Source organism: Nocardioides sp. NPDC101246 (assembly GCF_044767415.1).
GTDB lineage: Bacteria > Actinomycetota > Actinomycetes > Propionibacteriales > Nocardioidaceae > Nocardioides.
In genome coordinates, this window is sequence record NZ_JBIWNX010000011.1 from 165,404 (window position 1) to 192,148 (window position 26,745).

The window sequence follows — 26,745 nt, forward strand, 5'->3', positions numbered from 1 at the left end:
ACGAGGACGAAACCGCGCGCTGTTTGTATACAAGAATGATCGAACGGTATACGGAGCCGCCCGTGCTGGTGGCCGGCAACAGCGTCACCAGGTCGTTCCCCAACGGCACCACCGCGCTCGCCGAGGCGAGCTTCGAGATCCGCGCCGGTGAGTTCGTCTCCTTCGTCGGGCCCTCGGGCTGCGGCAAGTCGACGATGCTCCGCATGGTCGCCGGCCTCGACGTGCCCACCAGCGGCAGCGTCGAGCGCGGCGACGGCGAGATCGGCTACGTCTTCCAGGACGCGACGCTGCTGCCGTGGCGTACCGCCCTGGGCAACGTGGTCCTCCCGCTCCGCCTGGCCGGGACCAGGCTGAGCCGGGTCAAGAGGCTCGAGGCCGAGGAGCGGGCACGCGCGGCGCTCGAGGTCGTCGGGCTGGCTGCGTACGCGGACCATCGACCGGCCCAGCTCTCGGGCGGGATGCGGATGCGAGTCTCGATCGCCCGCTCGCTGGTCCAGCGGCCGGAGCTGTTCCTCTTCGACGAGCCGTTCGGCGCCCTCGACGAGATCACCCGCCAGGACCTCAACGGTCAGCTCGACACCCTGATGGCGACCGATCCGTTCACCGGGATCTTCGTGACCCACTCGGTGCCCGAGGCGGTCTTCCTCTCCGACCGGGTGCTGGTCTTCTCCTCCCAGCCGGGACGGATCGTCGCCGATCTCCGCATCGACCTGCCTCGGCCGCGCCCCGAGGGACTGCGCTTCAGCAGCGAGTATGCCGAGCTGTGCCGCCAGGTCTCCGACGCCCTCTCCGACGCCCACCAGAAGAAGGAAGCCCAGAAGAAGGAAGCCGCATGACCGCGCTGCTCGAGACCCAGCCAGAGACCCGCACGCTGAGGAAGGTCCCCTTCCTCCGCTTCGACCCGGGTCACGGCAGCCGGACCGTACGCTGGGTCGCTCCCGTCCTCACCCTGGTGATCGTCCTCGGGGTCTGGACACTGGTGAGCACCCAGCTCCTCTCCCCCACCCGCCAGTTCCTGCTGCCCTCGCCGTGGGAGGTGCTCGAGGCGGGCTTCCTGCAGGAAGCCGGCCGCACCGAGATCTTCACGGCCCTGTGGTCGACCACGAGGATCGCCCTAGTGGGTCTGGTGCTGGCGATGGCGATCGGCGTGTTCTTCGCGATCGTGATGAGCCAGGCCCGCTGGGCGGAGGCGTCGTTCTACCCCTATGCCGTGATCCTGCAGACCATCCCGATCCTGGCGATGGTGCCGCTGCTCGGGTTCTGGTTCGGCTACGACTTCACCTCGCGGCTGATCGTGTGCGTGCTGCACTCGCTGTTCCCGATCATCACCAACACGATGTTCGGCATCGCCTCGGTCGACGACAACCTGCACGACCAGTTCTCGCTCTTCCGCGCCTCGCGCTGGCAGCGGCTCATCCACCTCCAGCTGCCCACCGCGCTCCCCGCGGCGCTGGCCGGCTTCCGGATCTCGGCCGGGATGGCGGTGGTCGGCTCGATCATCGCCGACTTCTTCTTCCGGCAGGGACAGCCCGGCATCGGCCGGCTGATCGACACCTACCGGCAGAGCCTCGACACCGACCTGATGATGGCCGCCCTCGCCGCCTCCTCGCTCGTCGGGATCGTCCTGTTCCTGCTCTTCGGCGCCGTTCTGCGCGCCGTCGAGGCCCACCGTTCACCTCGCCGCTGACCCCCACCCCCTGGAGAGAACCCATGACGTACGCCCGTTGGACCCGCATCACCGCCACCACCGCCCTCGCCGCGTTCGCGCTCACCGGATGCGGTGGCAGCGAGGAGGCGATCGGCGACCCCGACGCCCCGGAGGGCTCGCTCGCCGCCGTCTGCCCCTCGACCGTGGTCATCCAGACCGACTGGTACGCCACCCCTGAACGCTCCCCCGCCTACAACCTGATCGGCCCCGACGGCGAGATCGACGTCGACAAGGGCGCCTACGTCGGCGAGATCGGTGACACCGGGGTCACCGCCGAGATCCGGCTCGGCGGGCCGTTCATCGGCGGCCAGCCGGTGACCGCGCAGCTCTACACCGACGACACCATCGACCTCGGCGTGGTCGCCACCGACATCGCGATCCGCGACTACGAGAAGTTCCCCACCCGGGGCGTGTTCACGATGATGCAGAAGTCGCCGTTCATGGTCATGTTCGACCCCGCGAAGTTCCCCGAGGTGAAGAGCTGGGACGACCTCAAGGCCACCGGTGCGCCGGTCCTGCACGCGCAGGGCGTCAGCTGGGTCGACTACCTCGTGCACGAGGGCCTCGTCGACGAGAAGCAGCTCGACGGCTCCTTCGACGGCAGCCCCAGCCGGTTCGTCGCCGACGACGGCGCGCTGTTCCAGCAGGGCTACGTCAGCAACGAGCCCTACCGCTGGGAGCACGACGTCGCCGAGTGGGCGAAGCCGACCGCCCACCTGATGCTCGACGACGCCGGCTACCAGGTCTACCAGCAGGCGTACGCGGTCCGGGCGGACGACGAGGAGACGCTGAGCCCGTGCCTGACCGAGCTGGTGCCGCTGCTGCAGCAGTCGGAGATCGACTACCTGAAGGACCCGAAGCCGGTCAACGACACCCTGATCGAGATCGCCGACGCCATCAAGGACGGCCCCCCGATCACCCCGGGCGGCAACGAGAACTCGGTGAAGGTCCAGGTCGAGACGGGGCTTGTCGCGAACGGCCCGGACGGCGCCTACGGCAGCTTCGACGTCGCGCGCGTCGACAGCGTGATCGAGAAGATGACCGCCGTGCTCAAGGACGGTGGCAAGGACGTCCCGGAGATCACCGGTGACGACCTGGTCACCAACGACTACATCGACCCCGAGATCAAGCGTTGACCCCTGATCGAGCAAGCACAGTGATCGCACGCATTCTCGGGGCCCGTACGTCCACCGGCCTGGTCGATCTCGGGATCGACGGCGGAGTCGTCTCGGCGGTCTCCGGCCCGTCCCCCATCGGGCCGGAGACCGTCGTGGACGCCGCCGGAGCGGTCGTGATGCCCGCCTTCGTCGACGCCCACGTCCACCTCGACAAGGCCCACCTGCTCGGCGCCGGTGGGCTCGAGCCCACCGGCCCGGGCGTCGGCCCGGCGATCGCGCTGATGCAGGAGGTGCGGCGTACGCAGCCCGCGGGGATCGTCGAGGTCGGTGCCCGGCAGGGCGTGGAGTCGCTGGTCCGCCACGGGGTCGTGGCCGCGCGGGCGCACGTCGAGGTCGACGCCGACATCCGGCTCGACATGCTCGACCTGCACATCGCGCTGCGCGAGGAGAACGCCGAGCGGATCGACCTGCAGCTCTCGGTCTTCCCGCAGAACGGGCTCTCCCGCGAGGTGACCGCGCTGATGAGCGCCGCGCTGCGGCACGGCGGTGGCGTCGTCGGCGGATGCCCGTACGTCGACGACGACCAGGAGGCCCACCTCGACGTGGTCTTCGGCCTGGCCGATCGGTTCGGGCTCCCGGTCGACCTGCACCTCGACTTCGACGACGACCCCTCGGGATCGATGGTCGCCTCTGTCGCCGAGCGCACCCGCTCGCTCGGCATGCAGGGGCAGGTCACCATCGGGCACGTCACCAAGCTGGCGGCGATGCCCGTGGACGAGCAGGAGGTGGCGTACGCCCTGATGGCGGAGGCCGGGATCTCGCTGGTCGTGATGCCGGCGACCGACCTCTACCTGGGTGGGTCCGGCGAGCCCGGCAGCCGCAGCCTGGCCCCGCTGGAGCGGGCGCATGCCGCCGGGGTGCGGGTCGCGGTCTCGAACAACAACCTGCACAACGCCTTCTCCCCCTACGGCAACGGCAACCTGCTCCAGGCGGCCTGGACGGCCGGGCTCACCCGGCAGCTGGTCGGTGCTGAGATGCTGGACCTGCTCCTCGCCTCGATCACCGACCACCCGGCCGCGATCCTCGGGCGGGCGCCGCACGGCACCACGGCGGGCGATGTGGCCGACCTGGTGGTCCTGGACACCGACGACCCCCGGCTCGTCGCGCTCCAGGTGCCCTCGGTCCTGGCCTCGCTCCGGTCGGGGACGCTCGTACATCGGCAACGCAGCATCCGTACACAGACCATGGAGGTCACCTCATGACCGGCAGCAGGACACTTCGCAACGCCACCCTGGCCGACGGCTCGCGGGTCGACGTCTCGGTGGCCGACGGGACGATCTCGGCGGTCTCGCCGCCGTCCTCCTCGGCTGCCGAGGGCGACATGGATCTGGACGGTGCCCTCCTGCTGCCGGCGCTCGTCAACGGCCACGCCCACCTGGACAAGACCCTGATCGGCTCCGGCTGGCACCCGCACCGTCCCGGCACGACCGTCCGCGAGCGGGTGGCGGCCGAGCACACGTTGCGCGGCGAGGTCGGCGTGCCCGTGGTGGAGCGCGCTCGTGCACTGGCCGAGCAGATGATCTCGTTCGGCACCGGGACGGTGCGTACGCATGTCGACATCGACCCCGAGGTAGGCCTGGCCGGTCTGGAGGCGGTCCTGGAGGTGCGCGAGGCGCTCCGCGACCGGCTGCGCGTCGAGATCGTCGCCTTCCCGCAGAGCGGGATCACCACCTCGCCCGGCACCAAGAAGCTCCTCAACGAGGCACTGGCCGCGGGCGCGGACCTTGTCGGCGGGCTCGACCCGGACGGCTTCGACGGCGACGCCGAGGCCCACCTCGACATCGTCTTCGGCCTCGCCACCCGGCACGGCGCCGGCGTCGACATCCACCTCCATGACCTGGGCGCTCCCGCTGTCCGTCAGTACGAGCTGATCGCGGAGCGGACCCGCGCCGAGGGGCTGGGCGGGCGGGTGAACGTGAGCCATGCGTACGGCCTCGGCTCGATCACCCTCGAGGAGGCCCGCCGGGTCGGCGGGCTCTTCGCCGAGGCGGGCGTCTCGGTGCTGACCAACGGGCCGGCCGGGCCGATGCCGCCGGTGCTGGCACTGCGCGAGGAGGGCGCCACCGTCTGGTCCGGCTCGGACAACATCCGAGACGCCTGGTGGCCCTACGGCGACGGCGACATGCTCGCGATCGCCCGCCAGGTCGCCTACCAGTCCGGGTTCCGTACCGACGAGACCCTCGCCGTCGCCCTCGACCTCGTCACCGACGCGGCCGCGCAGGCGATGGGCCTCGACTCGTACGGCATCGTCGTCGGCGCGCCGGCGGACCTGCTGGTGCTCGACGTGCCGACGCCTGCCGCGGCCGTCGCGGCCGCTCCCACCTCGCGGACCGTCCTGCATGCCGGCGAGGTGGTCGCCACCCGCGTCGAGACCGTCACGCTGGGCTGAGTCAGCCCAGCATCTCCTTGACGAGCGGCACGACCTGGGTGCCGTAGAGCTCGATCGAGCCCATCAGGTCCTCGTGGCGCACCTGACCCTGGTCGTACTTCAGGTCGAAGCGGTCGACACCGAGGACCTTGATGGTGCCGGCCAGCTTCCGGGCGACCGTCTCGGGCGAGCCGACGTAGAGGGATCCGCCCTCGATCTCGCGCTCGAAGTCACCGGGCGAGGGCGGCGGCCAGCCGCGCTCGCGGCCGATCTGGGTGCGCATCGCCAGCCAGCCCTCGTAGACCGTCTCCCGGGCCTGCTCATCCGTCGCCGCGACGAACCCGGGCGAGTGGACGGCGACGCGCTGCCGCGGCGTCCCGAACTCGTCCTGGGCGCGCTCGAAGAGGTCGATGTAGGGCGCGAACCGGTCGGCCGGGCCGCCGATGATCGCCAGGAAGAGGCCGAAGCCGTGGCGGGCGGTGCGGACGACCGACTCCGGGCTGCCGCCGACGCCGACCCAGGCGGTCAGGCCGTTCTCGGTGCGCGGGAAGACCTCCTGGTCGGTGAGCGCCGCGCGGGTGCGGCCCTCCCAGGTGACCTTCTCCTCCTTCAGCAGGGCGGAGAGCAGCTCGAGCCGCTCCTCGAAGAGCTCCTCGTAGTCGGCGAGGTCGAACCCGAACAGCGGGAACGACTCGGTGAACGACCCACGCCCGGCGACGATCTCGGCGCGGCCGTTCGAGACCGCGTCGAGCGTGGCGAAGCGCTCGAAGACCCGCACCGGGTCGTCGGAGCTGAGCACCGTCACCGCAGAACCGAGCCGAAGCCGCTCGGTGCGGGAGGCGACCGCGGCGAGCACCATCTCCGGGCTGGAGACGGCGAAGTCGCGGCGGTGGTGCTCGCCGACACCGAAGAAGTCGAGCCCGACCTGGTCGGCGAGCACGCCCTCCTCGACGATGTTCCGGATCACCTGCGCGTGGTGCTGCGGCTTGCCTTCGGCGTCGCGGGTGACCCCGCCGAAGGTGTCCAGTCCGAACTCGATGTCAGTCATGCCGTTGAAACATCAACCAGTGGTGGCGCATTCCCACGGCTCTGCCGGGACCTCGTGGGTCTCGTCGGCCAGATGGCGCCACAGAACACCGCCACGCTCCAGGTCGAGCCGTCCGCCCGGGCAGACGTCGGGCGGTACGTCTCGCCCGAACGCCGTGACCGACGCCAGCACCCGGTGCGAGCCGACGAGTCCGGGCACCAGGGAGCTCGCGTCCAGGTCGAGGGACTCGACCAGGAGCGGGCGGCCGTCGTGCTCGTGGGCCGTCCAGGTGGTGCTCACCCGGCCGGGGCGCTCGCCGTGGCGGCCGAGGACGAGGGTCTCGCGGAGGGCGAGCCTGGCGCCGGGGCCGAGCGTGACCCGGGTGTCGCGGGTGACGTCGGCGCCGGCGGAGACGACGAACGGCTCGCCGGCCCAGACCAGGGTGGCGTTCGCGGCGAGGGTGATGGTGACCGTCCAGGACGCGTGGCCGCCGTCCATGTCGTACGCGACCGTCCCGGCGGGCTCGACCAGGGTCAGGCTCGCGCCCTCCCCCACCTCGACCTCGACCGTGACGTCGTCGCCGGCCAGGAGCATGGCGCCGTCGGGGACCAGCGAGATCCGCGCCGAGCGGGCGTCGCTGGCGAGCAGCATCGGCCGCAGGGCCGGCGCCGTGGCCGGGCCGGTCATGCCGGTCTCCACACGCACCCGCGTGCCGTCGACGGCGCCGATCCGCACCCGGGTCAGGGACCCGCTGGCCAGCTCAGGCGTGCTGGTGGTCATGTTCGTGCTCGTGGGTGTGGCTGGTTCCGTCCGCGTGGAAGTGCGGCGCCATCGGCCCCGGGTCGGCCGGGACGAGGGATCCGCCGCGGTGCCGGGTCAGCTCGGATCGCACCCATCCCACCAGCGCCTCCACGGAGGCCGGGTCCGTACGGGAGAGCGCGATGACCGGGCGCCCCTCGCGGACCGACCCCGCGTCGGAGACCATCGCGACCGGGTCGACACCGACGTACGGGGCGAGGTCGGTCTTGTTGACCACGAGCAGGTCGGCGCGCTCGATGCCGGGGCCGCCCTTGCGGGCGACGTCGCCGCCGCCGGCGACGTCGATCAGGAAGATCTGGGTGTCGACCAGCGCCGGGGAGAAGGTGGCGGTGAGGTTGTCGCCGCCGGACTCGACCAGGACCACGTCCAGGGGCGCGAACTCCTCCTCGAGCTCCTCGACGGCGATCAGGTTGGCGGTCACATCGTCACGGATGGCGGTGTGCGGGCACGCGCCGGTCTCGACGGCCCGGATGCGGGCCGGGTCGAGCACGCCAGCGGAGCGGAGGAAGCGGGCGTCCTCGTCGGTGTAGATGTCGTTGGTGACCACACCGATCTCCAGATCGGCGGAGAGCTCGCGGCACAGCAGCGCGATGAGCGAGCTCTTCCCGGTCCCGACCGGCCCGCACACTCCGATGCGCAGCCCCCTGTCGTCCTTCGTCCCATTCTTTGTCGCGTCTTCAGGCACTGAACAACCTCCTGGTCGTGTGGGCGTGGGCCTGGGCCCACAGGTCTAGCTGGGGCGCGCTGGGCGCCGGGATGTCGTGGGGGTCGGTGAGCGGGGCGACCTCGGTGGCGAGCCGCTCGGCCTCCGGCAGCAGGTCATAGACCCACGAGGTGGTCTCGAGCGGGTCGAGAGGCAGCAGCTTGAGGGATGCCGAGGCGACCGTCTGCAGGTCGTCGTACGCCACCAGCCGGCCCAGCGAGGCCGGCGCGATGCCACCGGTGGCGGCCGCCGCGGCCAGGACGAGCGGACGGCAGGGCCGCTCGAGGACGGCCACCTCCGCGACGTGCGGCGATTCCGGGAACAGGCGCCTGACCAGCCTCAACAGTGCTCGGCCGAGGGTGCGCGAGGTGTCCCGCATCGAGGCCGCGGGCGTGCGCGCCGCCCAGGCGCCCAGGACCGGCTCCAACGGCAGGCCGGCGCGCAGCCGGTGCAGCGCCACGACCGCCGTGCCCGCCTCGACCCGCACGACGCTGGCCAGTCGCGACCGCATGAAGTCGGGCACCTGGTCGGCGGCGAGCCCGGAGCGTACGGCTGCCTCGAGCTGGCCGGACTGGGTGTGACCGGCGACCGGGAGGCGGGCGTCGGCCAGCAGCATCATGAGCAGGTCGTCCGACATCGCGCTCAGAACATCGAGTAGAGCTGCGTCAGCGGCAGCTCGGTCGCGGGGGCGGGCTCGATCAGCTCGCCGTCGACGTGGATGCGGAACGTCTCGGGCTCGACCCGGATGTCCGGGGTCGCGGAGTTGTTGACCATCTGCGCCTTCCCGACGTCCCGGGTCGGGGCGATCCCGACCAGGCGCCGGCGCAGACCGAGGCGCTCGGCGAGGCCGGCGTCCAGCGCGGACGGCGCGACGAACGAGACCGCGTGGTCCGCCCCCGGTCCCACCAGCGTCGGCCGCATGAGCACCGGCTGCGGGGTCGGGATGGAGGCGTTCGGGTCACCGAGGGCGCCCCAGACCAGGGCGCCGGCCTTCATCACGACCTCGGGCCGGATCCCGAAGAACCGCGGGTCCCAGAGGACCAGGTCGGCCATCTTGCCGGGCTCCACGGAGCCGACCTCGGCGGCGATGCCGTGGGCGATGGCGGGGTTGATCGTGTACTTCGCGACGTACCTCTTCGCTCGCACGTTGTCGGCCTTGCCACCCAGCGAGCCGAGGCGTGCCTTCATCGCGTGGGCGACCTGCCAGGTGCGGCAGACGACCTCGCCGATGCGGCCCATCGCCTGGGCGTCGGAGGAGGTGATCGAGAGCGCGCCGAGGTCGTGCAGTACGTCCTCGGCGGCGATCGTGGTCGCCCGGATCCGGGACTCGGCGAAGGCCAGGTCCTCGGGGACGCGCGGGTTGAGGTGGTGGCAGACCATCAGCATGTCGAGATGCTCGGCGACGGTGTTGACGGTGTGCGGGAGGGTCGGGTTGGTGGAGCCGGGGATGACGTAGGGCAGCGAGGCGACCGAGAGGATGTCGGGCGCGTGCCCTCCCCCGGCGCCCTCGGCGTGGAAGGCGTGGATCGAGCGGCCGGCGATCGCGGCGACCGTCGACTCCAGGTAGCCCGCCTCGTTGAGCGAGTCCGAGTGCAGCGTGACCTGCAGGCCGTGCTCGTCGGCGGCCCTGAGAGAGGCGTCGATGGCGGCCGGGGTCGAACCCCAGTCCTCGTGGACCTTGTAGGCGGCGGCTCCGGCCAGCGCCTGCTCGGCCAGCCCGGCGGCGGAGACGGTGTTGCCCTTGCCCATCAGCAGCAGGTTGACCGGCATGTCGTCGAGCGCGCGGTGGATGGTCTCCAGGTGCCACGGTCCGGGGGTGACCGTGGTGGCCTTGGAGCCCTCCGAGGGTCCGGTGCCGCCACCGCCGACGGTCGTGGTCCCGGTCGAGATCGCCTCGATGATCTGGGAGCGGGACAGGAGATGTACGTGGACGTCGATCGCTCCGGCGGTGAGGATCTTCCCTTCGCCGCTGACCACGTCTGTGCCCGGCCCGATGACCAGGTCGGGGTGGACGCCGTCGGCGATGTCGGGGTTGCCGGAGCGACCCAGAGCGATGATCCTTCCGCCGCGGATGCCGACGTCGGCACGGACGATGCCCCAGTGGTCGAGCACGAGAGCGTTGGTGATCACCGTGTCGAGCGCACCCTCGGCCCGCGGCACCGTCGACTGGTTCATCGACTCGCGGATCGACTTGCCGCCGCCGAAGACCGACTCCTCCCCACCGGCGGTCAGGTCGTCCTCGACCTCGATCCACAGGTCGGTGTCACCCAGGCGCACCTGGTCGCCGGTCGTGGGGCCGTAGAGCGCGGCGTACTCGCTCCTGCTGATCTCAACCATCAGGCCTCCTTCACCTGGATGCCGGGCACACGACGGGCACCCTTGAGCGCGACGATCGCGACCTCCCGGGATGCACCCGGCTCGAACCGGCGCGAGGTGCCGGCGGGGATGTCGAGCCGGAACCCCTCGGCCGCCTCGCGATCGAAGGCGAGGGCCGAGTTCACCTCGGCGAGGTGGATGTGGGAACCGATCTGGACCGGTCGGTCGCCTGTGTTGAGGACGACCAACGTACGCCGCTCCGACTCGCTCCGGTCGGTGTTGAGCCGGATGGTGCCGTCGGCGACGCGTACGGCTCCGGGACCGCTGGACTGCATGGACATGCCGGCCTCCTCAGGCGCTGTGCTTCATGCGATGGGCTGGTGGATGGTGACGAGCTTGCGGCCGTCGGGGAAGGTGGCCTCGACCTGCACCTCGACGAGCATGTCGACGACGTCGGGCATGACCTGCTCGCGGGTCAGCACGGCGCGCCCCTGCGTCATCAGGTCGGAGACCAACGCCCCCTCACGCGCGCGCTCGATCACCCAGGTGGAGAGCAGCGCGACCGACTCGGGGTAGTTGAGGAGCACCCCGCGGGCGAGGCGGTCGCGCGCGACCATCCCGGCCACTGACAGCAGCAGCTTCTCGGTGTCGGACGGGGTCAGATGCATGTCGCCAACTCTCTAGACGGCCAGCTGGGATCGGACGTGATCGTGCGCCTCGGAGCCGCCGTCACCGCGCGCGGTGATCCGGCCGGCCTCGAGGATGTAGTAGGCGGAGGCCGTACGCAGCGCGAACCCGACGTGCTGCTCGACGAGCAGCACCGTGAGGTCGCCGCGACCGGTGAGCTCGGAGATCACCCGCTCGATCTCGGCGACGACGTTGGGCTGGATGCCTTCGGTCGGCTCGTCGAGGATGAGCAGGCGCGGCCTGGTCAGCAGCGTACGCGCGATCGAGAGCTGTTGGCGCTGACCACCGGAGAGCAGCCCGGCGCGTCGGCCGAGCAGGTCCTTCAACGCCGGGAACAGGTCGAGCATCTCGCTGATCCCGGCCCGGTCGCCGACCAGCTGGAGGTTCTCCAGCGCGGTCATGTCGCCGAAGCTCTGCTGGCCCTGGGGGACGTAGCCCAGGCCTCGCTTCACGCGTGCGCTCGGCCTCAGCGCGGTGACGTCCTCGCCGTCGAGCAGCACCCGGCCGGTCTTGGCCTTGACCAGCCCGACCGCCGCCTTGAGCAGGGTCGTCTTGCCGGCGCCGTTGTGTCCCATCAGCGCCACCGCGGCGCCCGCCGGGACCTCGAGGCTGACCTCGTGGAGCACCGTGGTTCGGCCGTAGCCGCCGGTGACCGATTCGATCCTCAGCATCAGGCGTCCTCTCCCAGATAGACCCGCTGCACCTCGGCGTCCTCCCTGATCTCGGCGGCAGTGCCCTCAGCGATCACCTTGCCCGCGTGCAGCACGGTCACGATGTCGGCGAAGCTTCTGACGAAGTCCATGTCGTGCTCGATGACCACGACGGTCCGCTCCGGGCTGATCCGGCGCAGCAGCTCTCCGGTCGCCTCCCGTTCCTCGGCCGACATCCCGGCGACGGGCTCGTCGAGCAGCATCACCTCGGAGTCCTGGACGAGCAGCATGCCGATCTCCAGCCACTGCTTCTGGCCGTGCGAGAGCACGCCCGCGGGCCGGTCCGCCAGCTCGGTGAGCCCCACGGTCTCCAGCACCCCGGCGACCTGATCGGGTGTCCCCCGCCGCGGCAGCATCAACCGCCACCGCGCCCGGTGCACGCCGGCGGCGATGTCGAGGTTCTGCAGCACGCTCAGCTCCTCGAAGACCGTGGCGGTCTGGAACGTACGTCCCACCCCGAGGCGGGTGATCCGGTGCGATGCCAGCGTGAGCAGATCGCGTGTGCGATAACGCGCTTCACCACTTCCGTTGGCCAGGCCGGTCAGGGCGTCCACGAGCGTCGTCTTCCCGGCGCCGTTGGGGCCGATCAGGAAGTGCAGCCGGCCCGGCTCGAGGGTCAGGGACACTCCGTCGATCGCCACGAAACCGTCGAACTCGACCCGCAGGTCGCTGACCTCCAGCGTCTCTGTGCTCATGCGGTGACCTCCTCCGCCACTCGTGTCTCCGGTTCGGCGGAGGTCCGGGACTCCGTACGGCGCGAGACCAGACCTCTCACCAGGCCCAGGAGCTGCGCCAGCCCACCCGGCAACAGCAGGATGACCAGCACGAACAGGCCACCCTGGAAGTACGACCACGAACCCGGGAACGCCTCGGAGAGCGACGTCTCGGCGTAGCCGACCAGGAGCGCACCGACGGCCGGGCCGAGCAACGAGGCACGCCCACCGAGCGCCACCCCGGCCAGCAGCCCGATCGAGGCGACCACACCGACGTCGTCGGGCGAGACGATCCCGGCGATCGGCACGAAGAGAGCGCCGCCGATCGAGGCCAGCACGGCCGCGATGACGTACGCCGCCAGCTTGACGTTGGCCGGGTCGGTGCCGAGGAAGCGCACCCGCTCCTCGCCGTCGCGGACGGCCACTAGCAGCTCGCCGAAGCGGGTGCGATAGAGCCAGGCCATCGCCAGGATCGAGACCAGCAGGATCCCGGCGGCGAGGAAGTAGAGCATCCGCTTGTTGGCCGGGTCGAAGAGGGCGTACCCGAAGAAGCCCTGGAAGTTGTTCAAGCCGTTGGCGCCGCCGGTGGTCTTCACCTGACCGACGAGCAGGATCGCGAAGGCGGCCGCGAGCGCTTGGCTCAGGATGGCGAAGTACGCCCCCTTGATCCGCCGCTTGAACACCGCGAGCCCCAGCAGGCCGGCCACGAGTGCCGGCAGGACGAGGATGACGACGAGCGCGAGCCCGCCGTTGCGCAGCGGCTCCCACCATCCCGGCACCGTGGCGTCACCGTAGAGCGCCATGAAGTCCGGCACCCCGCCGGGACCGGCGTCGGCGAGCTTGAGGTGCATCGCCATCGCGTAGGCGCCGATGCCGAAGTAGAGCCCCTGGCCGAGCACCAGCATCCCGCCACGGCCCCAGGCCAGGCCGATGCCGACCGCCGCGATGGCGTAGCAGCAGTACTTCGCGAGCAGGCCGAGGCGGAAGTCGGACAGGACCGCCGGGGCGAGGACGAGCAGGGCGAGCGCGAGCAGCAGCCAGCCGACATACGGGGTCGCGCGTTTGAGATCGGGGAGTCTCATGCCAGGCTCCTGGTTCGGACCGAGAGGATGCCCTGCGGGCGCAGCTGCAGGAACGCGACGATCGCCAGGAAGACGATCACCTGGGCGACCGAGCCGGTCAGGGCGTGGGCGAGGAACGCCTGCAGCAGGCCGATCCCGAGAGCCGCGACGATGGTGCCCTTGAGGTGTCCGATGCCGCCGACGACGACCACCAGGAACGCCTGCACGATGTAGGACGTACCGAGGTTGGGGCCGGTCGACCCGAGCAGGGTGAGCGCCACCCCGGCCACACCGGCCAGGCCCGACCCGATGAAGAAGGTGGCCCGGTCGGTGCGGCGGGTCGAGATGCCGATGGTCTCGGCGAGGTCGCGGTTGCCGACGGTCGCCCGGATCTGCCGCCCGAGGGCGGTGAACCGGAGCACGGCGAGCAGCGCGGCCACGCAGCCCGCGGCCAGGACGATGATGAAGAGCCTGGTCAGCGGGAAGTCGTAGCCCAGGATCGGGATCGACCCGTCGAGCCAGCTCGGCGCGGGCACCTCCTTGGCCGGAGCCCCGAAGATGTCGCGCGCGACCTGCTGCAGGACGAGACCGACGCCGTATGTGACCAGCAGCGTGTCCAGCGGACGGGCGTACATCCACCGCAGCACGCTCGCCTCGAGCGCCAGCCCGAGCAGGCCGCCGATCACGAACCCCACGGGGAGCGCGATCAGCAGACTCAGCTCGGTGCTGGCGACGATGGTCGAGACGACATAGGCGGTGTACGCGCCGGCCATGATGAACTCGCCGTGGGCCATGTTGATCACGCCCATCTGACCGAAGGTCAGGGTGAGCCCGAGGGCGATGAGGAGCAGGACCGCACCGGCGGAGATGCCGGTGAAGACCTGGGCGAGGAGCGCGTCCAACGGACTAGTTCTTCCACCAGTCGTAGGACTTCAGGTAGGGGTCCGGCTCGATCGGCTTGTCACTCGACCAGACCGTGTCGATCAGGCCCTCGGCGTTCACCTGGCCGATGAGTGCGGTCTTGGCGATGTGGTGGTTCTCGCCGTCGACCTCGACGGTGCCCTCCGGCGCGTCGTAGGTGACCCCGTCGGAGGCGTCGATGACGTCCTCGACCGCGAACGAGTCGGCCTTCTCGACCATCCCCTTCCACAGGTGCAGCGAGGTGTAGGCCGCCTCCATCGGGTCGGAGGTGACCGCCTTGGCGCCGTTGGCGGCCTTGAAGTCGGTCACGAACTTCTGGTTCGCCGGGCTGTCGATGGTCTGGTAGTAGTTCCAGGCGGTGTACTGCCCCTCGAGGTTGCCCACGCCGACGCCCGGGACCTCCTCCTCGGCGATCGAGACGGAGAGCACCGGCATCGCCGAGGCGGTTAGGCCCTTGCCCTTGTACTCCTTGAAGAAGGCCACGTTGGAGTCGCCGTTGAGGGTGTTGAAGACCGCGTCCGCGCCGGCGGCCTTGACCTTGTCGACGACCGTGCCGAAGTCGGTCGAGCCCAGGGGCTGGTACTCCTCACCGAGGACCTCGATGCCGTTGGCGGCCGCGTACTGCTTGATGATCTTGTTCGCCGTGCGCGGGAAGACGTAGTCGGAGCCGACCAGGAAGATCGACTCGATCTTCTTCTCCTCCTTGAGGAAGTCGAGGGCCGGGATGATCTGCTGATTGGTGGTGGCGCCGGTGTAGAAGATGTTGTGCGAGGACTCCAGGCCCTCGTACTGCACCGGGTAGAAGAGCAGCGCGTCGTTGCCCTCGAAGACCGGCAGCATCGCCTTGCGCGAGCTCGAGGTCCAGCCGCCGAAGACGGCTGCCACACAGTCGTCCTGGATCAGCTTGGTCGCCTTCTCGGCGAAGACGGTCGGCTCGGACTGGCCGTCCTCGCTGACGATCTCGAGCTTCTTGCCGAGCACGCCGCCGTCGGCGTTGATCTCCTCGGCGGCCATGGACAGGGACTTGAAGACGGTCGTCTCGCTGATCGCCATCGTCCCCGACAGGGAGTTGAGGAAGCCGATCTTGATGGTGTCGCCGCTGGTGTCGACGCAGCTCTCGCTGGTCGCGGTGTCACCGGTCTTGGCGCCGCCGCAGGCGGTCGCGGTCAGGCCCAGGGCGAGCACCGAGCTGGCCGCGAGGAGGCGGCTCGAGAATTTCGTACGCACGGGATGGTCCTTCCATCGGACATTTGCTCTCGAATGGAAGGAATCTAGGGACGGGTTGTTTCGCCTATGTGTCGGACTCAGAGAGGATTTGTTTCCGGACGGAAACGTCTTCAGTCGAGTCGGTCGAGCGCGGCCTTCAGGTCACCGACAACCTCGGCGATGGCCTCGGTCTGGTGGCGGGCGCGGATCTCGCGGGCGACCGAGGCACCCACGGGCGAGAGCGCGACGACCGCGCGGCGCTTGTCCTCGGCGTGCACCTTGCGCAGCACCAGGCCACGCTCGGCGAGCCGGTCGACGTGTCGGGTCAGGGTGCCGGCCGGGAGCGCGGCGCCGTCGGCGAGACGCGTCATCGTCTGGCCCGGGTCGTCGAGCAGCACGCTGAGGATGCGCCACTGCTCCGCGGTGAGGTCGAAGTCGGCGTACGCCTCGGCGAGTGCGTGCTCGATCCGGCGCTGCGCCCGGGCGAGCAGCACGGCGAGGTCCGTGACGGCCGTCGCGGCTGTCTCCATGGCACCCTCCCACGAATGTCTGCTGGATGCCCGCTGCGCCGAGGGCCCGACTCCCGTACCCTAACCACCCATCGGCTCAATGGTGAGTCATCCGTCCGCTTCAGCTGGTCTGGTTCGTCTGGGAGCAGGTGCCGATGTCTCCGCCGTCGTTCACCCCGGCGTCCCATGCCCTGCTGGGCCTCGCACCCCGCCCGCCGGGCGCCCTCTCGATCGCGTTCGTGGTGCCGATGCAGGGCCCGACCGGAATCTACGGACCCGGCTGCCTGGCCTGCGGCGAGCTGGCCGCCGAGGAGCTCAACGCCGGCACTGGGATCGCCGGGAGACCGGTCGAGCTGGTCGCGATCGACGCTGGGCGCGCTCCCCACGAGGTCGCTGCCGAGGTGGCCCAGCTCGTCGAGCTCGGCCGGGTGGACGCGATCGCCGGCTGGCACATCTCCGCCGTACGCCAGGCGATCACCGCCCGCGTCGGCGGCCGGGCCCTGTACGCCTTCGCCGCCATGCACGAGGGCGGCGACGAGACTCCTGGGGTCTTCATGATCGGCGAGCGGCCGGTCAACCAGCTGCTTCCCGCCACCGCGTGGATGCGCGCCAACCACGGGGTCTCCCGCTGGGCGGTGGTCGGCAACGACTACGTCTTCCCGCGCGTCACCGGGTCGACGGCCCGGGCGGCGCTGCGCGGGTCGCTCTCGGAGGTGGTGAGCGAGACGTACGTCCCGTTGGGCACCCGCGACTTCGCCGGCGTGCTGCGTGGCCTGGAGGGTGGGGAGCAGGACGGGGTGATCATGCTGCTGATGGGGCAGGACGCAGTGCACTTCAACCGCCAGTTCGCCGCGGCCGGACTGAGCTCGTCGCTGACCCGGCTGAGCCCCGCGGTCGAGGAGAACACCCTGCTCGCCGGCGGAGCCGGAGCCAACGCCAATGTCTTCGCGGCCGCCGCCTACTTCGACGGACTCACCACTCCTGAGTCGGCCGGCCTGTCCGAGCGCTACTACCGCCGCTTCGGTGAGTACGCGCCCTCCCTCAACGCCGTGGGCGAGTCCTGCTACGAGTCGCTGATGTTCCTGCGCCAGATCGGCGACGCCTGCGGCTCCCTCGAGGTCGAGCCCGCGCTCGGCCTCACCGACCGCCACAGCTACTCCAGCCCCCGCGGCCTGATGCGGATGCACGGCAACCTCGTGGACCAGGACGTCTACATCGCCGCCGCCGACGGCCTCCGCTTCGAGATCCAGGAACAGATCGCGTACGCCTCCTAGCATCCGTTGACTTCGAGTGCGCTCCAACTCCTAGCGTGCGCACCATGACGCACGAGAACCCTTCCCAGGACCCCACCTCCCGCGCCGCCCATGGCCGCCAGATCCTGGACGCGATCGACGGTGAGGCCGGCGCCCGAGTCATCGACTCACTCGCCGACATCGCCCCCGAGCTCGGCCACCAGGTCGTCGCCTGGGGCTTCGGCGAGATCTACGCACGCCCCGGCCTCGAGCCGAGGGACCGCCAGCTCGTCACCCTCGGCATGCTGACCGCCCTGGGTGGCTGCGAGCCTCAGCTCGAGGTCCACATCAACGCCGCCCTCAACGTAGGCCTGACTCCCGAGCAGATCATCGAGGCGTTCCTCCATTCATCGGTCTACTGCGGCTTCCCCCGTGCCCTGAACGCCACCTTCACCGCCAAGAAGGTGTTCGCCGAACGCGACCTCCTCCCCCTCGCCTGACCACGACCACAGCGGTCATGCGGCGAGGGTGTGCGTGAGGAGTACGTCGCGCAGCATCGACTCTCCCCGGGACAGCGGGGGTGGGTCCGGTGCCCAGGTGTCTGGTGGCGGGCTCGTATAGGTGTGTCCGGTGGGTGTGGTGGTGGTGATGCTGCCGTCGGGTCCTGGCCTGGCTTGCCAGCCGAGCGCCTCTTTGGCTTGGTTGCATCGCTCGCACAAACCTTGCAGGTTGTCGGCGCTGGTTTCGCCGCCGTCGGCATGGCGTTGGACGTGGTCGATATTGCGGATCGGCGCATCACACCCGTTGGTCCTACAGGTCCCGCCGTCACGGGTCGTGATGAACTCGGCCAGCCCATCGGGTGCCTTCCTGGCGCGGGACTCCATCGCGACCAGGTGCCCGGCGGGGTCGGTGAACAGCCTGCGGACGAAGACCTCGGCGTCGTTGAGTGCTTCGCGGGCCCAGGCGGCGGGCACAGGTCCGTAGCCCTCGACCATGGCCGGCTGGTCGGCGTCGTTGGTGAGGGAGTCGGCGGTCATCAGGATCTTGACCTCGATCCGGGGCTTGGCTCCAGCGGTGCTGCGGCCGGTGACCCGGTCGATGAGGGTGTCGGCCATGACCTGACCCCGCGTCCGTTCGTCACCTGCCGCCGCAGCCGCCTTCGCTGCCTGATCCAGTGCCGCGAAGACCGCGACCCCGTCCTTGACCGGCAGCAGCACACCGAGCCAGGTCATCGTGTCCGGTGCCGGCCGCAGACTGACCCGACGGTCGTTGACGGCATTGGCGGCCCGGGCGACGACGGAGGCCTGGTCCAGGGTGATGGCGAGTTTCTTCGCAGCGTTCTCGAGCTGCCGCAGCCCCATCACCACGACCTGCGGTGCCTCACCGTCGGGGCCGAAGGCACAGAGTCGGTGGTCGATGACCAGGCGGTCCTCGACCGAGAGGCAGGCGGTCTCGCGGGCGAGGATGGTGGCCTGCCATTGGGAGAACAACCCGGCCTTCATGAGCGCGAAGGTGTGCGGCATCTCGGCGATCAGGATCTTCGCCAGGCCGAGCAACTTGGCCCCGCGCTCGGGTGAGACCCGCCGCGCCAACGCGACCTGGGAGGCCACCCCTTCACCCAGCCTCCGGGCAGGAACCCCGGCCGCGGATTGACGCTCGCGGACGGCTTCCTCCAGACGTACCGCCGCCTGTGCCTGCACAGCCTCAGCGGTGCACTTCACCGCTTCGAGACGACTGATCCAGTCAACCAACTCACCCTCGGACGCACCCGGAGGCGGCCCGTCGAGGAGGCGGTCGATGGTCTCGTACATAGCCGTCATTATATGCGATCGACCAGTAGCGCGCGACCTATTTGTGCTGGTCAGATGACAGTTACGCAGTCAGCGAACAAGACACGTGAACTCCGCGCCACTCCCTCGCCGCCGCCCCGATACTGGCGAAATCTTTTCTCGATCGGGTGCCGAGTCAAGGACCGCGAAGCGGCCGGCGAAGCCGGCGCCCGCAGGGCGTCCTTGACGCGGCGCACGATCGAGAAACACTCAAAGACCGGGTCGGCGGCGAACCCTGGAAACGAAAAGACAGTCGCTAAGCGAGCCGTCCCGAGCAAAGGAACCGTGTTGGTCTCGACACGCCTCCGCCTAGCGGCTCCGGCGGCTCGACCAGCGGGGGCTGCGGCTCGACCAGCGGTGCGGAAGCCGCTCGACCACCGGTGCGGAAGCCGCTCGACCACCGGAGCAGATGAGTCAAGCCCAACCAGACCCCGCGGAGAACGAGATCCACGTGTCGACCGTCCCACCAAGCCCCACCGTCTCGGACCATGACCGATCACACCCCGCGGTGACCCGATCCCAGAACCCTACAGCCGCACGATTCCGCTCCTGATAAGCCACTTTCCACTCCCCCGGAGCATCAGAGAGGACGGCCCGAGCGAACTGGAGCCCGAGCCCGCCCCGACGAGCACCGGCGACGAGAAAGAAGCTGTTCAGGATGCGTACGGGCTGGTCGGCGTCTCGGACCAGTGCGAACCCGATGGGATGGACGTCGGCGGTGAGGATCCAGGCGTGCCAGCTGGGGTCGGAGCGGAGGGCGGCGTCGAGCCATTCGGAGCGGAAGGTGCCGTCGGCGAACGGGAGGGTGGAGCTGAAGCGCGACATGTCGTGGCGGAAGAGCAGCCAGAGGTGGCGGAGGGCGAGATGATCCTCCGCCTCGGCGAGGCGGGCGGTGACGGGGTGAGGAAGGTCGAGGTGGGTGTCGAGGGTGGTCATACACGAAAGCCTCGGAGCGCGGTGCGCTCCGAGGCTTTCGGTCATTATCTCATGCCGTTCGGCGAAGGATCAGGCGATGTGGAAGTCGCTCACGTTGACGTCCACGGCCACGACGTCGATGTCGAAGTAGTCCTCGGCGACCTCGATGACCTGGGTACGGATCGTGGCGGCGTTGCTCTTGACGTTGGTGCCGTAGGCGATCACGTAGGACACCGTGATGTTGGCGACGTCGTCGACGATGTCGACCGAGGTGCCCTCGTCGTCGATGGCGTGCACGCCGTCGATCTTGGCGACGACGTGGTGGACCAGGCGCTCGACGAGGCCCTCGCTCACCGTCGAGGTGCCGCGCTCCTCACGGGCCGCACGCAGGACGCCGGTCAGCGTCGAGTTGGCGTCGGGCTCCGGCTCGACGACCGGCTCGGGCGCGAAGCCCGGCGCGGGCGCCTCGGACACGATCTCCTCGACCGCGGCGGGCTCCTCGACCGTCTCCGTCGCCGTCTCCTCGGTGACGGTGTCGACGGCGTCGGGGGCCTCGTCGGCCGGTGCCTCCGCAACGTCCTCGGTCGGCGCCTCGTCGACGATCGCCTCGGTCTCCTCGGCGGTGACCTCCTCGACGGCGGTCTCCTCGACGACGTCGGTCGGCTCCACGGCGGTCTCGACCTCGTCGGTCACCTCAACAGCCTCGTCAGCAACCTCGACCTCGGTCGCCTCCTCCTCGACGACGTCCTCGACGGGTGCCGCGTCCTCTACGACGTCGACGAACTCGGCGTCGGCCTCGACCGGCTCGGTCACGTCAGCAGCGTCCTCGTCGGTGGCCTCCTCAGCGACCTCGATCGGCGCGTCGGCGTCCTCGGTCTCCACGGGCACCTCCTCGACCGCGACCTCCTCGGCGAGCACCTCACCCTCCGGCTCGACGACCGTCTCCTCGGCGTCGGTCTCGACCGGCGCGAAGACCTCCTCGGCGTCGGCCTCGGCCAGCGCGTCCTCCTCCTCGAGGACGGTCTCCTCGGTCGCCTCGGCGGCCGGCTCGGCAGCGTCCTCCGACTCGACAGTCTCGACGACCTCGACCTCGGAGACCTCGCCGCCCTCCGCGGTCACCACCGCGTCCTCGATCTCGGTCGACTCCTCGGCAGCGGCCTCCTCGACCACGGCCTCCACCTCGAGCACCTCGCCCTCGGGCGCGACGACGGTCTCCTCGACCGCGGCCGGCGCGTCGTCGACAACGGTCTCCTCGACCGCGGCGGCAACCTCGACGTCGTCGGCGGACTCGATCGCGTCAGCGGGCACGAAGGTGTCCTCGGCATCGATCTCGACCTCGTTCACACCCTCGACGGCGACCTCCTCGGCGACGTCCTCGGCGACGATCTCCTCGACCTCGTCGGTGGCCTCGGCGGCAGGGGCTTCGGCGTCGGCGCCCTCGAGCGGCGCCTCGTACGTGCCCTCGGTCTCGACCTCATCGGTCGACACCTCGTCGACGGCCTCGACCGTCTCGGTGGTCTCGGTCTCGGCGACCTCGCCCACGACATCGGCAGACACCTCGGTGTCCTCGACGGCGAGCTCGGCCACGTCGGCGGCGGGGGTCTCCTCGGAGTCGGTGACGACGTGCTCCGGGTCGGAGAGCGGGTCGACGACCACGGTCTCGGCAACCGGCTCGACAGCCGGCTCGGCGACGGGCTCGACGACAGGCTCGGTGGCCTCGGCGATGCCGGAGTCGGTGACGTACGCAGTGGTCTCGGCGGCCATCTCGGTGGTGGCCAGGTTCTCACCGAAGACGGGGGCGGAGGTGTCGGTCGACACCCCTTCCTCGGCCTTGGCGGGGTCGGTCTTGTGACGGTTGAAGATGCCGCTGATGAAGTCGGACATGTCGGCGCATTCCTTCGAGGTGAGGGGAGGTTTTTGAGTGGGCGCTCACGGTTGGGCGTGATGCTAGGGCGGGCACGCAGCGGGTCGGGGCGCGTGTCTTGGATTCCCTTGTCTTGTACCCCAACGTTCACCGACGCGAGGACCCCTTGTGTCAAACCTTCCGGGGACATTCGCCCGCCGTTCAGCCAACGTCGCAGACCCGCCGGAGCACGCGCTGTAGAACGACGGAAGAGCACGTACGTCACGACAGAACCGCGCCGGGAGAGACGATGAATCCACTGCTGCTCCCGCTGGTCGCCGCACAGGCCGCGTACGTCCATCGGACCATCGGCAAGGAGCCTCGTCCGGAGGGTCCGACGACGGGTTTCGTACCGGGTCCGCCAGGTGCGCCGCTGCGGCTGCTGGTGATCGGCGACTCGTCCGCGTCGGGGCGCGGCGCACCCACCCACGACCTCGCCTTCGCCGGGTCGATGGCGCGCGCGATCGCGAAGCGGACCGGGCGTCCGGTCGAGTGGCGGGCCATGGGGAAGTACGGCGCGACCAGCGAGCGGATCCGGCACGGCATCCTCACCGAGGTCACCGGCGAATGGGACCTCGCCGTGCTCCTGGTCGGCGTCAACGACATCCTCGCGCGCCGCTCGGTCGAGGCGTGGACACGCGATCTGATCGCCATCGTCGAGACCCTCGAGCAGCACGCCGCACACACCGTGCTCCCGGGGACCCCGGAGTTCGGCGCCTTCCCGTCACTCCCCCGCACCCTGCGGCGCTACCTCGCCGAGCGCGGACAGGCGCTCGACGTGGCAGCGCGGCTGGTCTGCGCCGGGCGTACGTCGGTGCAGTGGGTCAGCTCCGCCGACCTCGGTCCGGCGGAGCCGTCCTTCTTCGCCGCCGACGGCTTCCACGCCTCTCCGGCGGGCTATGCGCGCTGGGCCCAGGCGGTCTGCGACCACCTCGATCTCTGACTCACGGCACGACCAGCTGTGCGAGCGGAACGTGGTGCTGGCCGGCGTGGGTGTCGCGGTCGCGCAGCGAGCCCTGCGAGACCGGGCGCGGGTAGGAGATCTTGACAACGTTGAGCGACGGGATCCGGAAGATCTGGACCGACCCGGGATCGACCCGGTAGAGGCCGGCGATGACGTCCTCGTCGAGGAACGTCTCGTCGGCCGCGATCCGGTAACCCTCGGCGTCGCGCATGAACAGCTCCATCGTGATCCAGAACGGCCCGGCGTTCTTGGAGCGGACCTCGATCGCGAGGTCCCCCAGCGTGGTCTCAGACATCGTGCTTCTCTCCTGTCTCGGCAAGGAACTCGGTGCGGAACATCGCGGTCGGCGTGAGGCTGTCGACGGCGTGGTTGAGCACGAACTCGTACGCAGCGCCCCGCTCGACCTCGGCCGGCGACCCGGGGAACGCCAGGCTGGGCAGGTAGTCCATGTCCTGGGCCGGCAGGTGCAGCATCAACGGGTTGGCGACCTTGGCGACCGCGGTGGCCAAGGCCTGGTCGGCGGCCCGGACGAGCAGCATCACCCCGACCTCACGCGGCGGCTCGGTGGACGGGTCGAGGTCGCCGAGGACCGCGTTGTAGCCGTAGAGCCGCAGGTCGTAGTCGTACTCCTCGCTGGTCAGGCCGAGGGTCTGCTCGACCCGCTGGGTGAACACGACATGCATCAACGAGGCCCAGCCCTCGATGTCCTTCAGGATCAGCGGGTCGCGGATCGCGGAGAACGACATGGTCTCGTAGCCGGTGATCCGGGCACCCTCGAGCTTGATCGTGTGCTGCTCGGCGTGGTGGAACAGCGACCCCTCGACGCGCACCCGGCGCTCGTCGAGCGCGGTGTAGACGGCATCGCGCACGTCCAGGGTGCCGTCCGGCTCCCGCATCAGATACGGGTTGGCCGTCTCGTACAGCATGTGGGCAGCCACCGAGATCGGCGTGCACGCGGCGCTCTCGTCGAGCGGCTCGATGGTGAAGCCGGTCCGGTCGATGGTCGCGAAGACGCCGCCCATCCGCGGGTTGGTCGTGCACTGACCGCCGCACTCGACGATCTTGGCCGCGTGCCAGGTCGGCCCGGCGGGCATCCCCTTCAGCAGTGCGTACGCAGCGGCGTTGGCCGTGTCGGTCGCCCGCCCGGCCAGAACCACCTGAGCCCCGGCGGCGAGAGCCTCGGCGATCGGCTCGTGGCCCATCATGGCGACGATGTGGGTGCACTCCTCCAGGGTGGAGACGTCGAGCTCGCCCAGCGGCGGCAGCGGACGGATCCGGCCGGCCTCGAGCGGCTCCTTCAGGTCCGCCGCGCGCTGCTCGCTGTAGATGCGCGCGACCTTCATCGACAGGCCCTCCTCGGCGAGCAGGTCGGCGACGATCCCGGCGACCCAGTCGACGCCGTCGTCGGTACCGCTGGTGCCGCAGGAGCCGACGATGAGCGGGATCCCGGCACCGGCCGCGGCCCGGAGCAGGAGCCGCAGGTCGCGGGCGACCGCGGCGGCGGTGGTCTTCGGCTTCGAGGCGCCCAGGTAGTAGGGACCGGAGTCGGTGGAGCCGCCGTCGACGGCGATCACGTCCGCTCCCAGCGCGATCCCACGGGTGATCGTCTCCTCCGGGAACCCGGCGCCGAGCATCCCGCTGGGCACCAAGATGCTGACGGAGTCAGCGTTGTCGCTGGTCATCTGTTGTCTCTCTCCTCGATCAGGTGGGCATTGACGGCATGTTCCGGGCTGCCCGCGAGCGCGCGGAGGAGCTCTCGGGCTCCCTCGAGCCCGGCGGCCCGGCGGGCCTGGGCGGACTGCCCGGCCAGGTGGGAGTGGACGACGATGCCGGGTACGCCGCGAAGCGGGCTCTCGGCCGGCAGCGGCTCCTCGGCGACCACGTCGAGCGCGGCTCCGGCGATCCGTCCGTCCCGGACGGCGGCCGCCAGCGCGGCCTCGTCCACGATCGCCCCGCGGGCGGTGTTCACGAGCACCGCACCCGGCCGCATCTGCGCGAACGCGGCCGCGTCGAGCAGCCCCCGCGTCCGCGGAGTGAGCGCGGTGTGGACCGAGACGTGGTCGGCTCCCGCCAGCAGCTCGGGCAGCTCGACGAACCGGACGTCCGGGTCGGTCCGCTCGGCCTCGGGAACCGAGGTGGTGCACAGCACGCTCATCCCGAACGCCCGGGCGAGCGGAACGACCGCACGAGCGGCGGCGCCGTAGCCGATCAGGCCCAGGGTGGTGCCACGCAGCTCGCGGCCGTCCGCGCGTGGCCAGCCGCCGGACGCGACACCGGCCGCGCTCTCGACCAGCCGGCGTGAGGCAGCCAGGAGCAGTCCCAGCGTGTATTCCGCGACCGCGTTGGCGTTGATCCCGGGCAGGTTGCTGACCGTGACCCCGGCACGGGCCGCCGCTTCGACGTCGATCGCGTCGTACCCGACCCCGGTGCGTACGACCGCTCGCAGACGGTCCGCGGACGCGAGGACCTCGGCGGTGAGCGGGTCGTGACCGACCAGGGCGCCCTCCACCCCGGCGAGGTCCGCGACGAGATCTCCGGACGGGTAGCGGGTCTCGTGACCACGGGAGCGGAGGAGGTCGTCGACCTCGTCGCCCGGCCGCAGGTAGTCGGTGGTGATCAGGATCCGGGCCACCGCGGTCACACCGCCCTCTCGACGTCGCCGCGCCGCTGAAGGCGGTCGATCCGCACCACGATCGCCACCGCGACCGCCGCGAGGACCGCGATGTCGAGCAGCATCGTCTGCCAGCCCAGGATGTCGACCGCCCCGCCGATCAGGGCCGGGCCGACGAAGGCACCGCCCTGCCAGCCGACCGCATAGAGCGCTGCGTACGTCCCGAAGACCCGCGCCGACGGCGCCAGGTTCCACAGCACGACGACGGCGTTGACCAGGAAGGCCGAGGCACCGGCGGCGCCGATGCAGAACGCGATTACGGTGCCCGTCGGGGTCTGCACCAGGGTGCCGAGGAGCATGGCGGCCGCGAAGACCGCCATCCCGGCGATCATGGTGCGCAGCCGGCCGAAGCGCTCGGCGAGCAGCGCGGTCGGGTAGGCCGCGAGCAGGAAGGCGACCCCGCTCGGCAGGGTGAGTCCACCGGCGTCGCCACGCGACAACCCCAGCGTCTCCATGCCGTAGGGCGTGACCAGCGCGCGTGAGCCCGCCCAGGCGCTGCCGAAGACCAGGATCGCCACGATCAGCAGCAGCCGGCTGCGGTCGGGGTCGCGCACGATCTCCCGGATGGTGTCGCGGATGCGCGCCTGGCCGACGGTCGTCGACTCCTCCGCGGCGTCCTCCGCGGCGTCCTCGGCCACCGCCGCCCGGTAGCCCGGCGAGGAGCTGTCCCGGATCGAGAGGCACAGCACGGTGATCGAGACGAGGGTGATCAGCGCGATCACCGCGAAGGCGAGGGCCGGGTGGTCATCGACCAGCAGGATGCTGACCAGGGCCGCGACGATCACGGTGAGGCTGGAGGCGATCTTGACCGCGGCGTTGGCGCGGCTGCGGCGCTCGGGCGCGATGAAGTCGGGCACCAGCGCCTCGCCGATCGGCTTGAACGAGTTCGAGACCAGCGCGAACGCGACGATGACGACGATCAGCAGCGGCAGCGAGTCGGCCGTGTGCGGCAGGGTCACGAACAGCAGCGCCGCGAGCGGCATCCCGACGGCTAGGTAGGGCATCCGCCGGCCCCATCGGGTGCGGGTCCGGTCGGACCGGTTGGCCATCCACGGCTGGATGAAGATCCCGAGCAGGTTGTCCATGCCCATGATGAAGCCGACCAGGGCGGCGCTGGCCAGGTGCTCACGCAGCAGCGGCGGCACCTGGCTGTCGTAGAAGTTCCACATCGACTCCTGGGCGAAGACCGCCAGGGCGACGAGGAGCGTGATCCGGCGAGGTCCGAGCTGCCGTGGTGGTGCGGTGGGGATGGTGGTGCTCACGAGACGGACCTCCGTGATCTCTCAATGGTCTCTGCGGCCTGTG

The 26,745-nt window shown here is 70.4% G+C and carries 28 protein-coding genes; 8 read left to right on the plus strand and 20 right to left on the minus strand.

The window, feature by feature from the left end; all coding sequences use genetic code 11:
- Window positions 1-35 precede the first annotated feature (35 nt).
- The 5 genes from ACIRON_RS20615 to ACIRON_RS20635 are packed head-to-tail and all read left to right on the plus strand — an operon-like array spanning window position 36 to window position 5,275.
- Complete coding sequence (locus ACIRON_RS20615) at window positions 36-836, plus strand: ABC transporter ATP-binding protein (protein ID WP_402994972.1); 801 nt, start codon at window positions 36-38, stop codon at window positions 834-836.
- Complete coding sequence (locus tag ACIRON_RS20620; RefSeq protein ID WP_402994974.1) at window positions 833-1,687, plus strand: ABC transporter permease; 855 nt, start codon at window positions 833-835, stop codon at window positions 1,685-1,687. The genes ACIRON_RS20615 and ACIRON_RS20620 overlap by 4 nt, the downstream gene beginning before the upstream one ends.
- Before the next feature lie 23 nt (window positions 1,688-1,710).
- Window positions 1,711-2,844 (plus strand): hypothetical protein, encoded by a 1,134-nt coding sequence (locus tag ACIRON_RS20625; protein ID WP_402994976.1) that lies wholly within the window; start codon window positions 1,711-1,713, stop codon window positions 2,842-2,844.
- Between the two features lie 20 nt (window positions 2,845-2,864).
- Window positions 2,865-4,088, plus strand: coding sequence for an amidohydrolase family protein (locus ACIRON_RS20630; protein ID WP_402994978.1), 1,224 nt, complete (start codon window positions 2,865-2,867; stop codon window positions 4,086-4,088).
- On the plus strand, window positions 4,085-5,275 hold the full coding sequence (locus tag ACIRON_RS20635) for an amidohydrolase (RefSeq protein WP_402994980.1): 1,191 nt from the start codon (window positions 4,085-4,087) through the stop codon (window positions 5,273-5,275). The genes ACIRON_RS20630 and ACIRON_RS20635 overlap by 4 nt, the downstream gene beginning before the upstream one ends.
- Before the next feature lies 1 nt (window position 5,276).
- On the opposite strand, the gene ACIRON_RS20640 is transcribed toward ACIRON_RS20635, so the two are convergent.
- From ACIRON_RS20640 to ACIRON_RS20700, 13 genes are all read right to left on the minus strand, one after another.
- Window positions 5,277-6,302, minus strand: coding sequence for an LLM class flavin-dependent oxidoreductase (locus ACIRON_RS20640; RefSeq protein WP_402994982.1), 1,026 nt, complete (start codon window positions 6,300-6,302; stop codon window positions 5,277-5,279).
- A 12-nt stretch (window positions 6,303-6,314) separates the two neighbouring features.
- Window positions 6,315-7,061 carry an urease accessory protein UreD gene (locus ACIRON_RS20645; RefSeq protein ID WP_402994984.1) on the minus strand — a complete coding sequence of 249 codons (747 nt, stop codon included), beginning with the start codon at window positions 7,059-7,061 and terminating at the stop codon, window positions 6,315-6,317.
- Complete coding sequence (gene ureG, locus ACIRON_RS20650; protein WP_402994986.1) at window positions 7,042-7,785, minus strand: urease accessory protein UreG; 744 nt, start codon at window positions 7,783-7,785, stop codon at window positions 7,042-7,044. Before ureG ends, ACIRON_RS20645 begins: the two co-directional genes overlap by 20 nt.
- The gene (locus ACIRON_RS20655; RefSeq protein ID WP_402994988.1) at window positions 7,778-8,440 is read right to left on the minus strand and encodes an urease accessory protein UreF; all 663 of its coding nucleotides are present in this window, start codon (window positions 8,438-8,440) and stop codon (window positions 7,778-7,780) included. The genes ureG and ACIRON_RS20655 overlap by 8 nt, the downstream gene beginning before the upstream one ends.
- A gap of 5 nt (window positions 8,441-8,445) precedes the next feature.
- Window positions 8,446-10,140 (minus strand): urease subunit alpha, encoded by a 1,695-nt coding sequence (locus ACIRON_RS20660; RefSeq protein WP_402994990.1) that lies wholly within the window; start codon window positions 10,138-10,140, stop codon window positions 8,446-8,448.
- Window positions 10,140-10,454, minus strand: coding sequence for an urease subunit beta (gene ureB / locus ACIRON_RS20665; RefSeq protein ID WP_402995145.1), 315 nt, complete (start codon window positions 10,452-10,454; stop codon window positions 10,140-10,142). The genes ACIRON_RS20660 and ureB overlap by 1 nt, the downstream gene beginning before the upstream one ends.
- A 30-nt stretch (window positions 10,455-10,484) precedes the next feature.
- Entirely contained in the window at window positions 10,485-10,787 is a 303-nt protein-coding gene (locus ACIRON_RS20670; RefSeq protein ID WP_008357715.1) for an urease subunit gamma, read from the minus strand.
- Window positions 10,788-10,799: 12 nt separating this feature from the next.
- On the minus strand, window positions 10,800-11,477 hold the full coding sequence (locus ACIRON_RS20675; protein ID WP_402994993.1) for an ATP-binding cassette domain-containing protein: 678 nt from the start codon (window positions 11,475-11,477) through the stop codon (window positions 10,800-10,802).
- Window positions 11,477-12,211, minus strand: coding sequence for an urea ABC transporter ATP-binding protein UrtD (gene urtD, locus ACIRON_RS20680; protein WP_402994994.1), 735 nt, complete (start codon window positions 12,209-12,211; stop codon window positions 11,477-11,479). Before urtD ends, ACIRON_RS20675 begins: the two co-directional genes overlap by 1 nt.
- Window positions 12,208-13,311 (minus strand): urea ABC transporter permease subunit UrtC, encoded by a 1,104-nt coding sequence (gene urtC, locus ACIRON_RS20685; RefSeq protein WP_402994996.1) that lies wholly within the window; start codon window positions 13,309-13,311, stop codon window positions 12,208-12,210. The genes urtD and urtC overlap by 4 nt, the downstream gene beginning before the upstream one ends.
- Entirely contained in the window at window positions 13,308-14,192 is an 885-nt protein-coding gene (gene urtB / locus ACIRON_RS20690; protein ID WP_402994998.1) for an urea ABC transporter permease subunit UrtB, read from the minus strand. The genes urtC and urtB overlap by 4 nt, the downstream gene beginning before the upstream one ends.
- Window positions 14,193-14,196: 4 nt before the next feature.
- The gene (gene urtA / locus ACIRON_RS20695) at window positions 14,197-15,438 is read right to left on the minus strand and encodes an urea ABC transporter substrate-binding protein (RefSeq protein WP_402995000.1); all 1,242 of its coding nucleotides are present in this window, start codon (window positions 15,436-15,438) and stop codon (window positions 14,197-14,199) included.
- A gap of 110 nt (window positions 15,439-15,548) precedes the next feature.
- The gene (locus tag ACIRON_RS20700) at window positions 15,549-15,947 is read right to left on the minus strand and encodes a MarR family winged helix-turn-helix transcriptional regulator (protein ID WP_402995002.1); all 399 of its coding nucleotides are present in this window, start codon (window positions 15,945-15,947) and stop codon (window positions 15,549-15,551) included.
- A 134-nt stretch (window positions 15,948-16,081) separates the two neighbouring features.
- Here ACIRON_RS20700 and ACIRON_RS20705 point away from each other — a divergent pair, with 134 nt between their 5' ends.
- Both ACIRON_RS20705 and ACIRON_RS20710 read left to right on the plus strand, forming a co-directional pair.
- Window positions 16,082-17,200 carry a substrate-binding domain-containing protein gene (locus ACIRON_RS20705; RefSeq protein ID WP_402995004.1) on the plus strand — a complete coding sequence of 373 codons (1,119 nt, stop codon included), beginning with the start codon at window positions 16,082-16,084 and terminating at the stop codon, window positions 17,198-17,200.
- A 44-nt stretch (window positions 17,201-17,244) separates the two neighbouring features.
- The gene (locus ACIRON_RS20710) at window positions 17,245-17,658 is read left to right on the plus strand and encodes a carboxymuconolactone decarboxylase family protein (RefSeq protein WP_402995006.1); all 414 of its coding nucleotides are present in this window, start codon (window positions 17,245-17,247) and stop codon (window positions 17,656-17,658) included.
- 15 nt (window positions 17,659-17,673) lie between these two features.
- On the opposite strand, the gene ACIRON_RS20715 is transcribed toward ACIRON_RS20710, so the two are convergent.
- From ACIRON_RS20715 to ACIRON_RS20725, 3 genes are all read right to left on the minus strand, one after another.
- Entirely contained in the window at window positions 17,674-18,969 is a 1,296-nt protein-coding gene (locus ACIRON_RS20715; RefSeq protein ID WP_402995008.1) for a DUF222 domain-containing protein, read from the minus strand.
- A gap of 432 nt (window positions 18,970-19,401) precedes the next feature.
- Window positions 19,402-19,923, minus strand: coding sequence for a GNAT family N-acetyltransferase (locus ACIRON_RS20720; protein ID WP_402995010.1), 522 nt, complete (start codon window positions 19,921-19,923; stop codon window positions 19,402-19,404).
- Between the two features lie 69 nt (window positions 19,924-19,992).
- Entirely contained in the window at window positions 19,993-21,786 is a 1,794-nt protein-coding gene (locus tag ACIRON_RS20725) for a hypothetical protein (protein ID WP_402995012.1), read from the minus strand.
- Window positions 21,787-22,055: 269 nt separating this feature from the next.
- Here ACIRON_RS20725 and ACIRON_RS20730 point away from each other — a divergent pair, with 269 nt between their 5' ends.
- Window positions 22,056-22,748 (plus strand): SGNH/GDSL hydrolase family protein, encoded by a 693-nt coding sequence (locus ACIRON_RS20730; RefSeq protein ID WP_402995014.1) that lies wholly within the window; start codon window positions 22,056-22,058, stop codon window positions 22,746-22,748.
- 1 nt (window position 22,749) lies between these two features.
- Here the strand turns inward: ACIRON_RS20730 and ACIRON_RS20735 are convergent, their stop codons facing one another.
- The 4 genes from ACIRON_RS20735 to ACIRON_RS20750 are packed head-to-tail and all read right to left on the minus strand — an operon-like array spanning window position 22,750 to window position 26,702.
- Window positions 22,750-23,064, minus strand: a complete 315-nt coding sequence (locus ACIRON_RS20735; protein WP_402995016.1) for a DUF4387 domain-containing protein — start codon at window positions 23,062-23,064, stop codon at window positions 22,750-22,752.
- Entirely contained in the window at window positions 23,057-24,451 is a 1,395-nt protein-coding gene (locus ACIRON_RS20740; RefSeq protein WP_402995018.1) for an acyclic terpene utilization AtuA family protein, read from the minus strand. Before ACIRON_RS20740 ends, ACIRON_RS20735 begins: the two co-directional genes overlap by 8 nt.
- The gene (locus ACIRON_RS20745; protein ID WP_402995020.1) at window positions 24,448-25,410 is read right to left on the minus strand and encodes a phosphoglycerate dehydrogenase; all 963 of its coding nucleotides are present in this window, start codon (window positions 25,408-25,410) and stop codon (window positions 24,448-24,450) included. Before ACIRON_RS20745 ends, ACIRON_RS20740 begins: the two co-directional genes overlap by 4 nt.
- Window positions 25,407-26,702 (minus strand): MFS transporter, encoded by a 1,296-nt coding sequence (locus ACIRON_RS20750; protein ID WP_402995022.1) that lies wholly within the window; start codon window positions 26,700-26,702, stop codon window positions 25,407-25,409. Before ACIRON_RS20750 ends, ACIRON_RS20745 begins: the two co-directional genes overlap by 4 nt.
- Window positions 26,703-26,745 lie beyond the last annotated feature (43 nt).

What these genes read in the sequence shown, in the direction of transcription:
- ACIRON_RS20615 (WP_402994972.1), top strand. Translation starts at nt 36, where the DNA reads ATGATCGAACGGTATACGGAGCCGCCCGTGCTGGTGGCCGGCAACAGC.
- ACIRON_RS20620 (WP_402994974.1), top strand. Translation starts at nt 833, where the DNA reads ATGACCGCGCTGCTCGAGACCCAGCCAGAGACCCGCACGCTGAGGAAG.
- ACIRON_RS20625 (WP_402994976.1), top strand. Translation starts at nt 1,711, where the DNA reads ATGACGTACGCCCGTTGGACCCGCATCACCGCCACCACCGCCCTCGCC.
- ACIRON_RS20635 (WP_402994980.1), top strand. Translation starts at nt 4,085, where the DNA reads ATGACCGGCAGCAGGACACTTCGCAACGCCACCCTGGCCGACGGCTCG.
- ACIRON_RS20640 (WP_402994982.1), bottom strand. Translation starts at nt 6,302, where the DNA reads ATGACTGACATCGAGTTCGGACTGGACACCTTCGGCGGGGTCACCCGC.
- ACIRON_RS20645 (WP_402994984.1), bottom strand. Translation starts at nt 7,061, where the DNA reads ATGACCACCAGCACGCCTGAGCTGGCCAGCGGGTCCCTGACCCGGGTG.
- ACIRON_RS20655 (WP_402994988.1), bottom strand. Translation starts at nt 8,440, where the DNA reads ATGTCGGACGACCTGCTCATGATGCTGCTGGCCGACGCCCGCCTCCCG.
- ACIRON_RS20660 (WP_402994990.1), bottom strand. Translation starts at nt 10,140, where the DNA reads ATGGTTGAGATCAGCAGGAGCGAGTACGCCGCGCTCTACGGCCCCACG.
- ureB (WP_402995145.1), bottom strand. Translation starts at nt 10,454, where the DNA reads ATGCAGTCCAGCGGTCCCGGAGCCGTACGCGTCGCCGACGGCACCATC.
- ACIRON_RS20670 (WP_008357715.1), bottom strand. Translation starts at nt 10,787, where the DNA reads ATGCATCTGACCCCGTCCGACACCGAGAAGCTGCTGCTGTCAGTGGCC.
- ACIRON_RS20675 (WP_402994993.1), bottom strand. Translation starts at nt 11,477, where the DNA reads ATGCTGAGGATCGAATCGGTCACCGGCGGCTACGGCCGAACCACGGTG.
- urtD (WP_402994994.1), bottom strand. Translation starts at nt 12,211, where the DNA reads ATGAGCACAGAGACGCTGGAGGTCAGCGACCTGCGGGTCGAGTTCGAC.
- urtC (WP_402994996.1), bottom strand. Translation starts at nt 13,311, where the DNA reads ATGAGACTCCCCGATCTCAAACGCGCGACCCCGTATGTCGGCTGGCTG.
- ACIRON_RS20700 (WP_402995002.1), bottom strand. Translation starts at nt 15,947, where the DNA reads ATGGAGACAGCCGCGACGGCCGTCACGGACCTCGCCGTGCTGCTCGCC.
- ACIRON_RS20705 (WP_402995004.1), top strand. Translation starts at nt 16,082, where the DNA reads ATGTCTCCGCCGTCGTTCACCCCGGCGTCCCATGCCCTGCTGGGCCTC.
- ACIRON_RS20710 (WP_402995006.1), top strand. Translation starts at nt 17,245, where the DNA reads ATGACGCACGAGAACCCTTCCCAGGACCCCACCTCCCGCGCCGCCCAT.
- ACIRON_RS20715 (WP_402995008.1), bottom strand. Translation starts at nt 18,969, where the DNA reads ATGTACGAGACCATCGACCGCCTCCTCGACGGGCCGCCTCCGGGTGCG.
- ACIRON_RS20720 (WP_402995010.1), bottom strand. Translation starts at nt 19,923, where the DNA reads ATGACCACCCTCGACACCCACCTCGACCTTCCTCACCCCGTCACCGCC.
- ACIRON_RS20725 (WP_402995012.1), bottom strand. Translation starts at nt 21,786, where the DNA reads ATGTCCGACTTCATCAGCGGCATCTTCAACCGTCACAAGACCGACCCC.
- ACIRON_RS20730 (WP_402995014.1), top strand. Translation starts at nt 22,056, where the DNA reads ATGAATCCACTGCTGCTCCCGCTGGTCGCCGCACAGGCCGCGTACGTC.
- ACIRON_RS20735 (WP_402995016.1), bottom strand. Translation starts at nt 23,064, where the DNA reads ATGTCTGAGACCACGCTGGGGGACCTCGCGATCGAGGTCCGCTCCAAG.
- ACIRON_RS20740 (WP_402995018.1), bottom strand. Translation starts at nt 24,451, where the DNA reads ATGACCAGCGACAACGCTGACTCCGTCAGCATCTTGGTGCCCAGCGGG.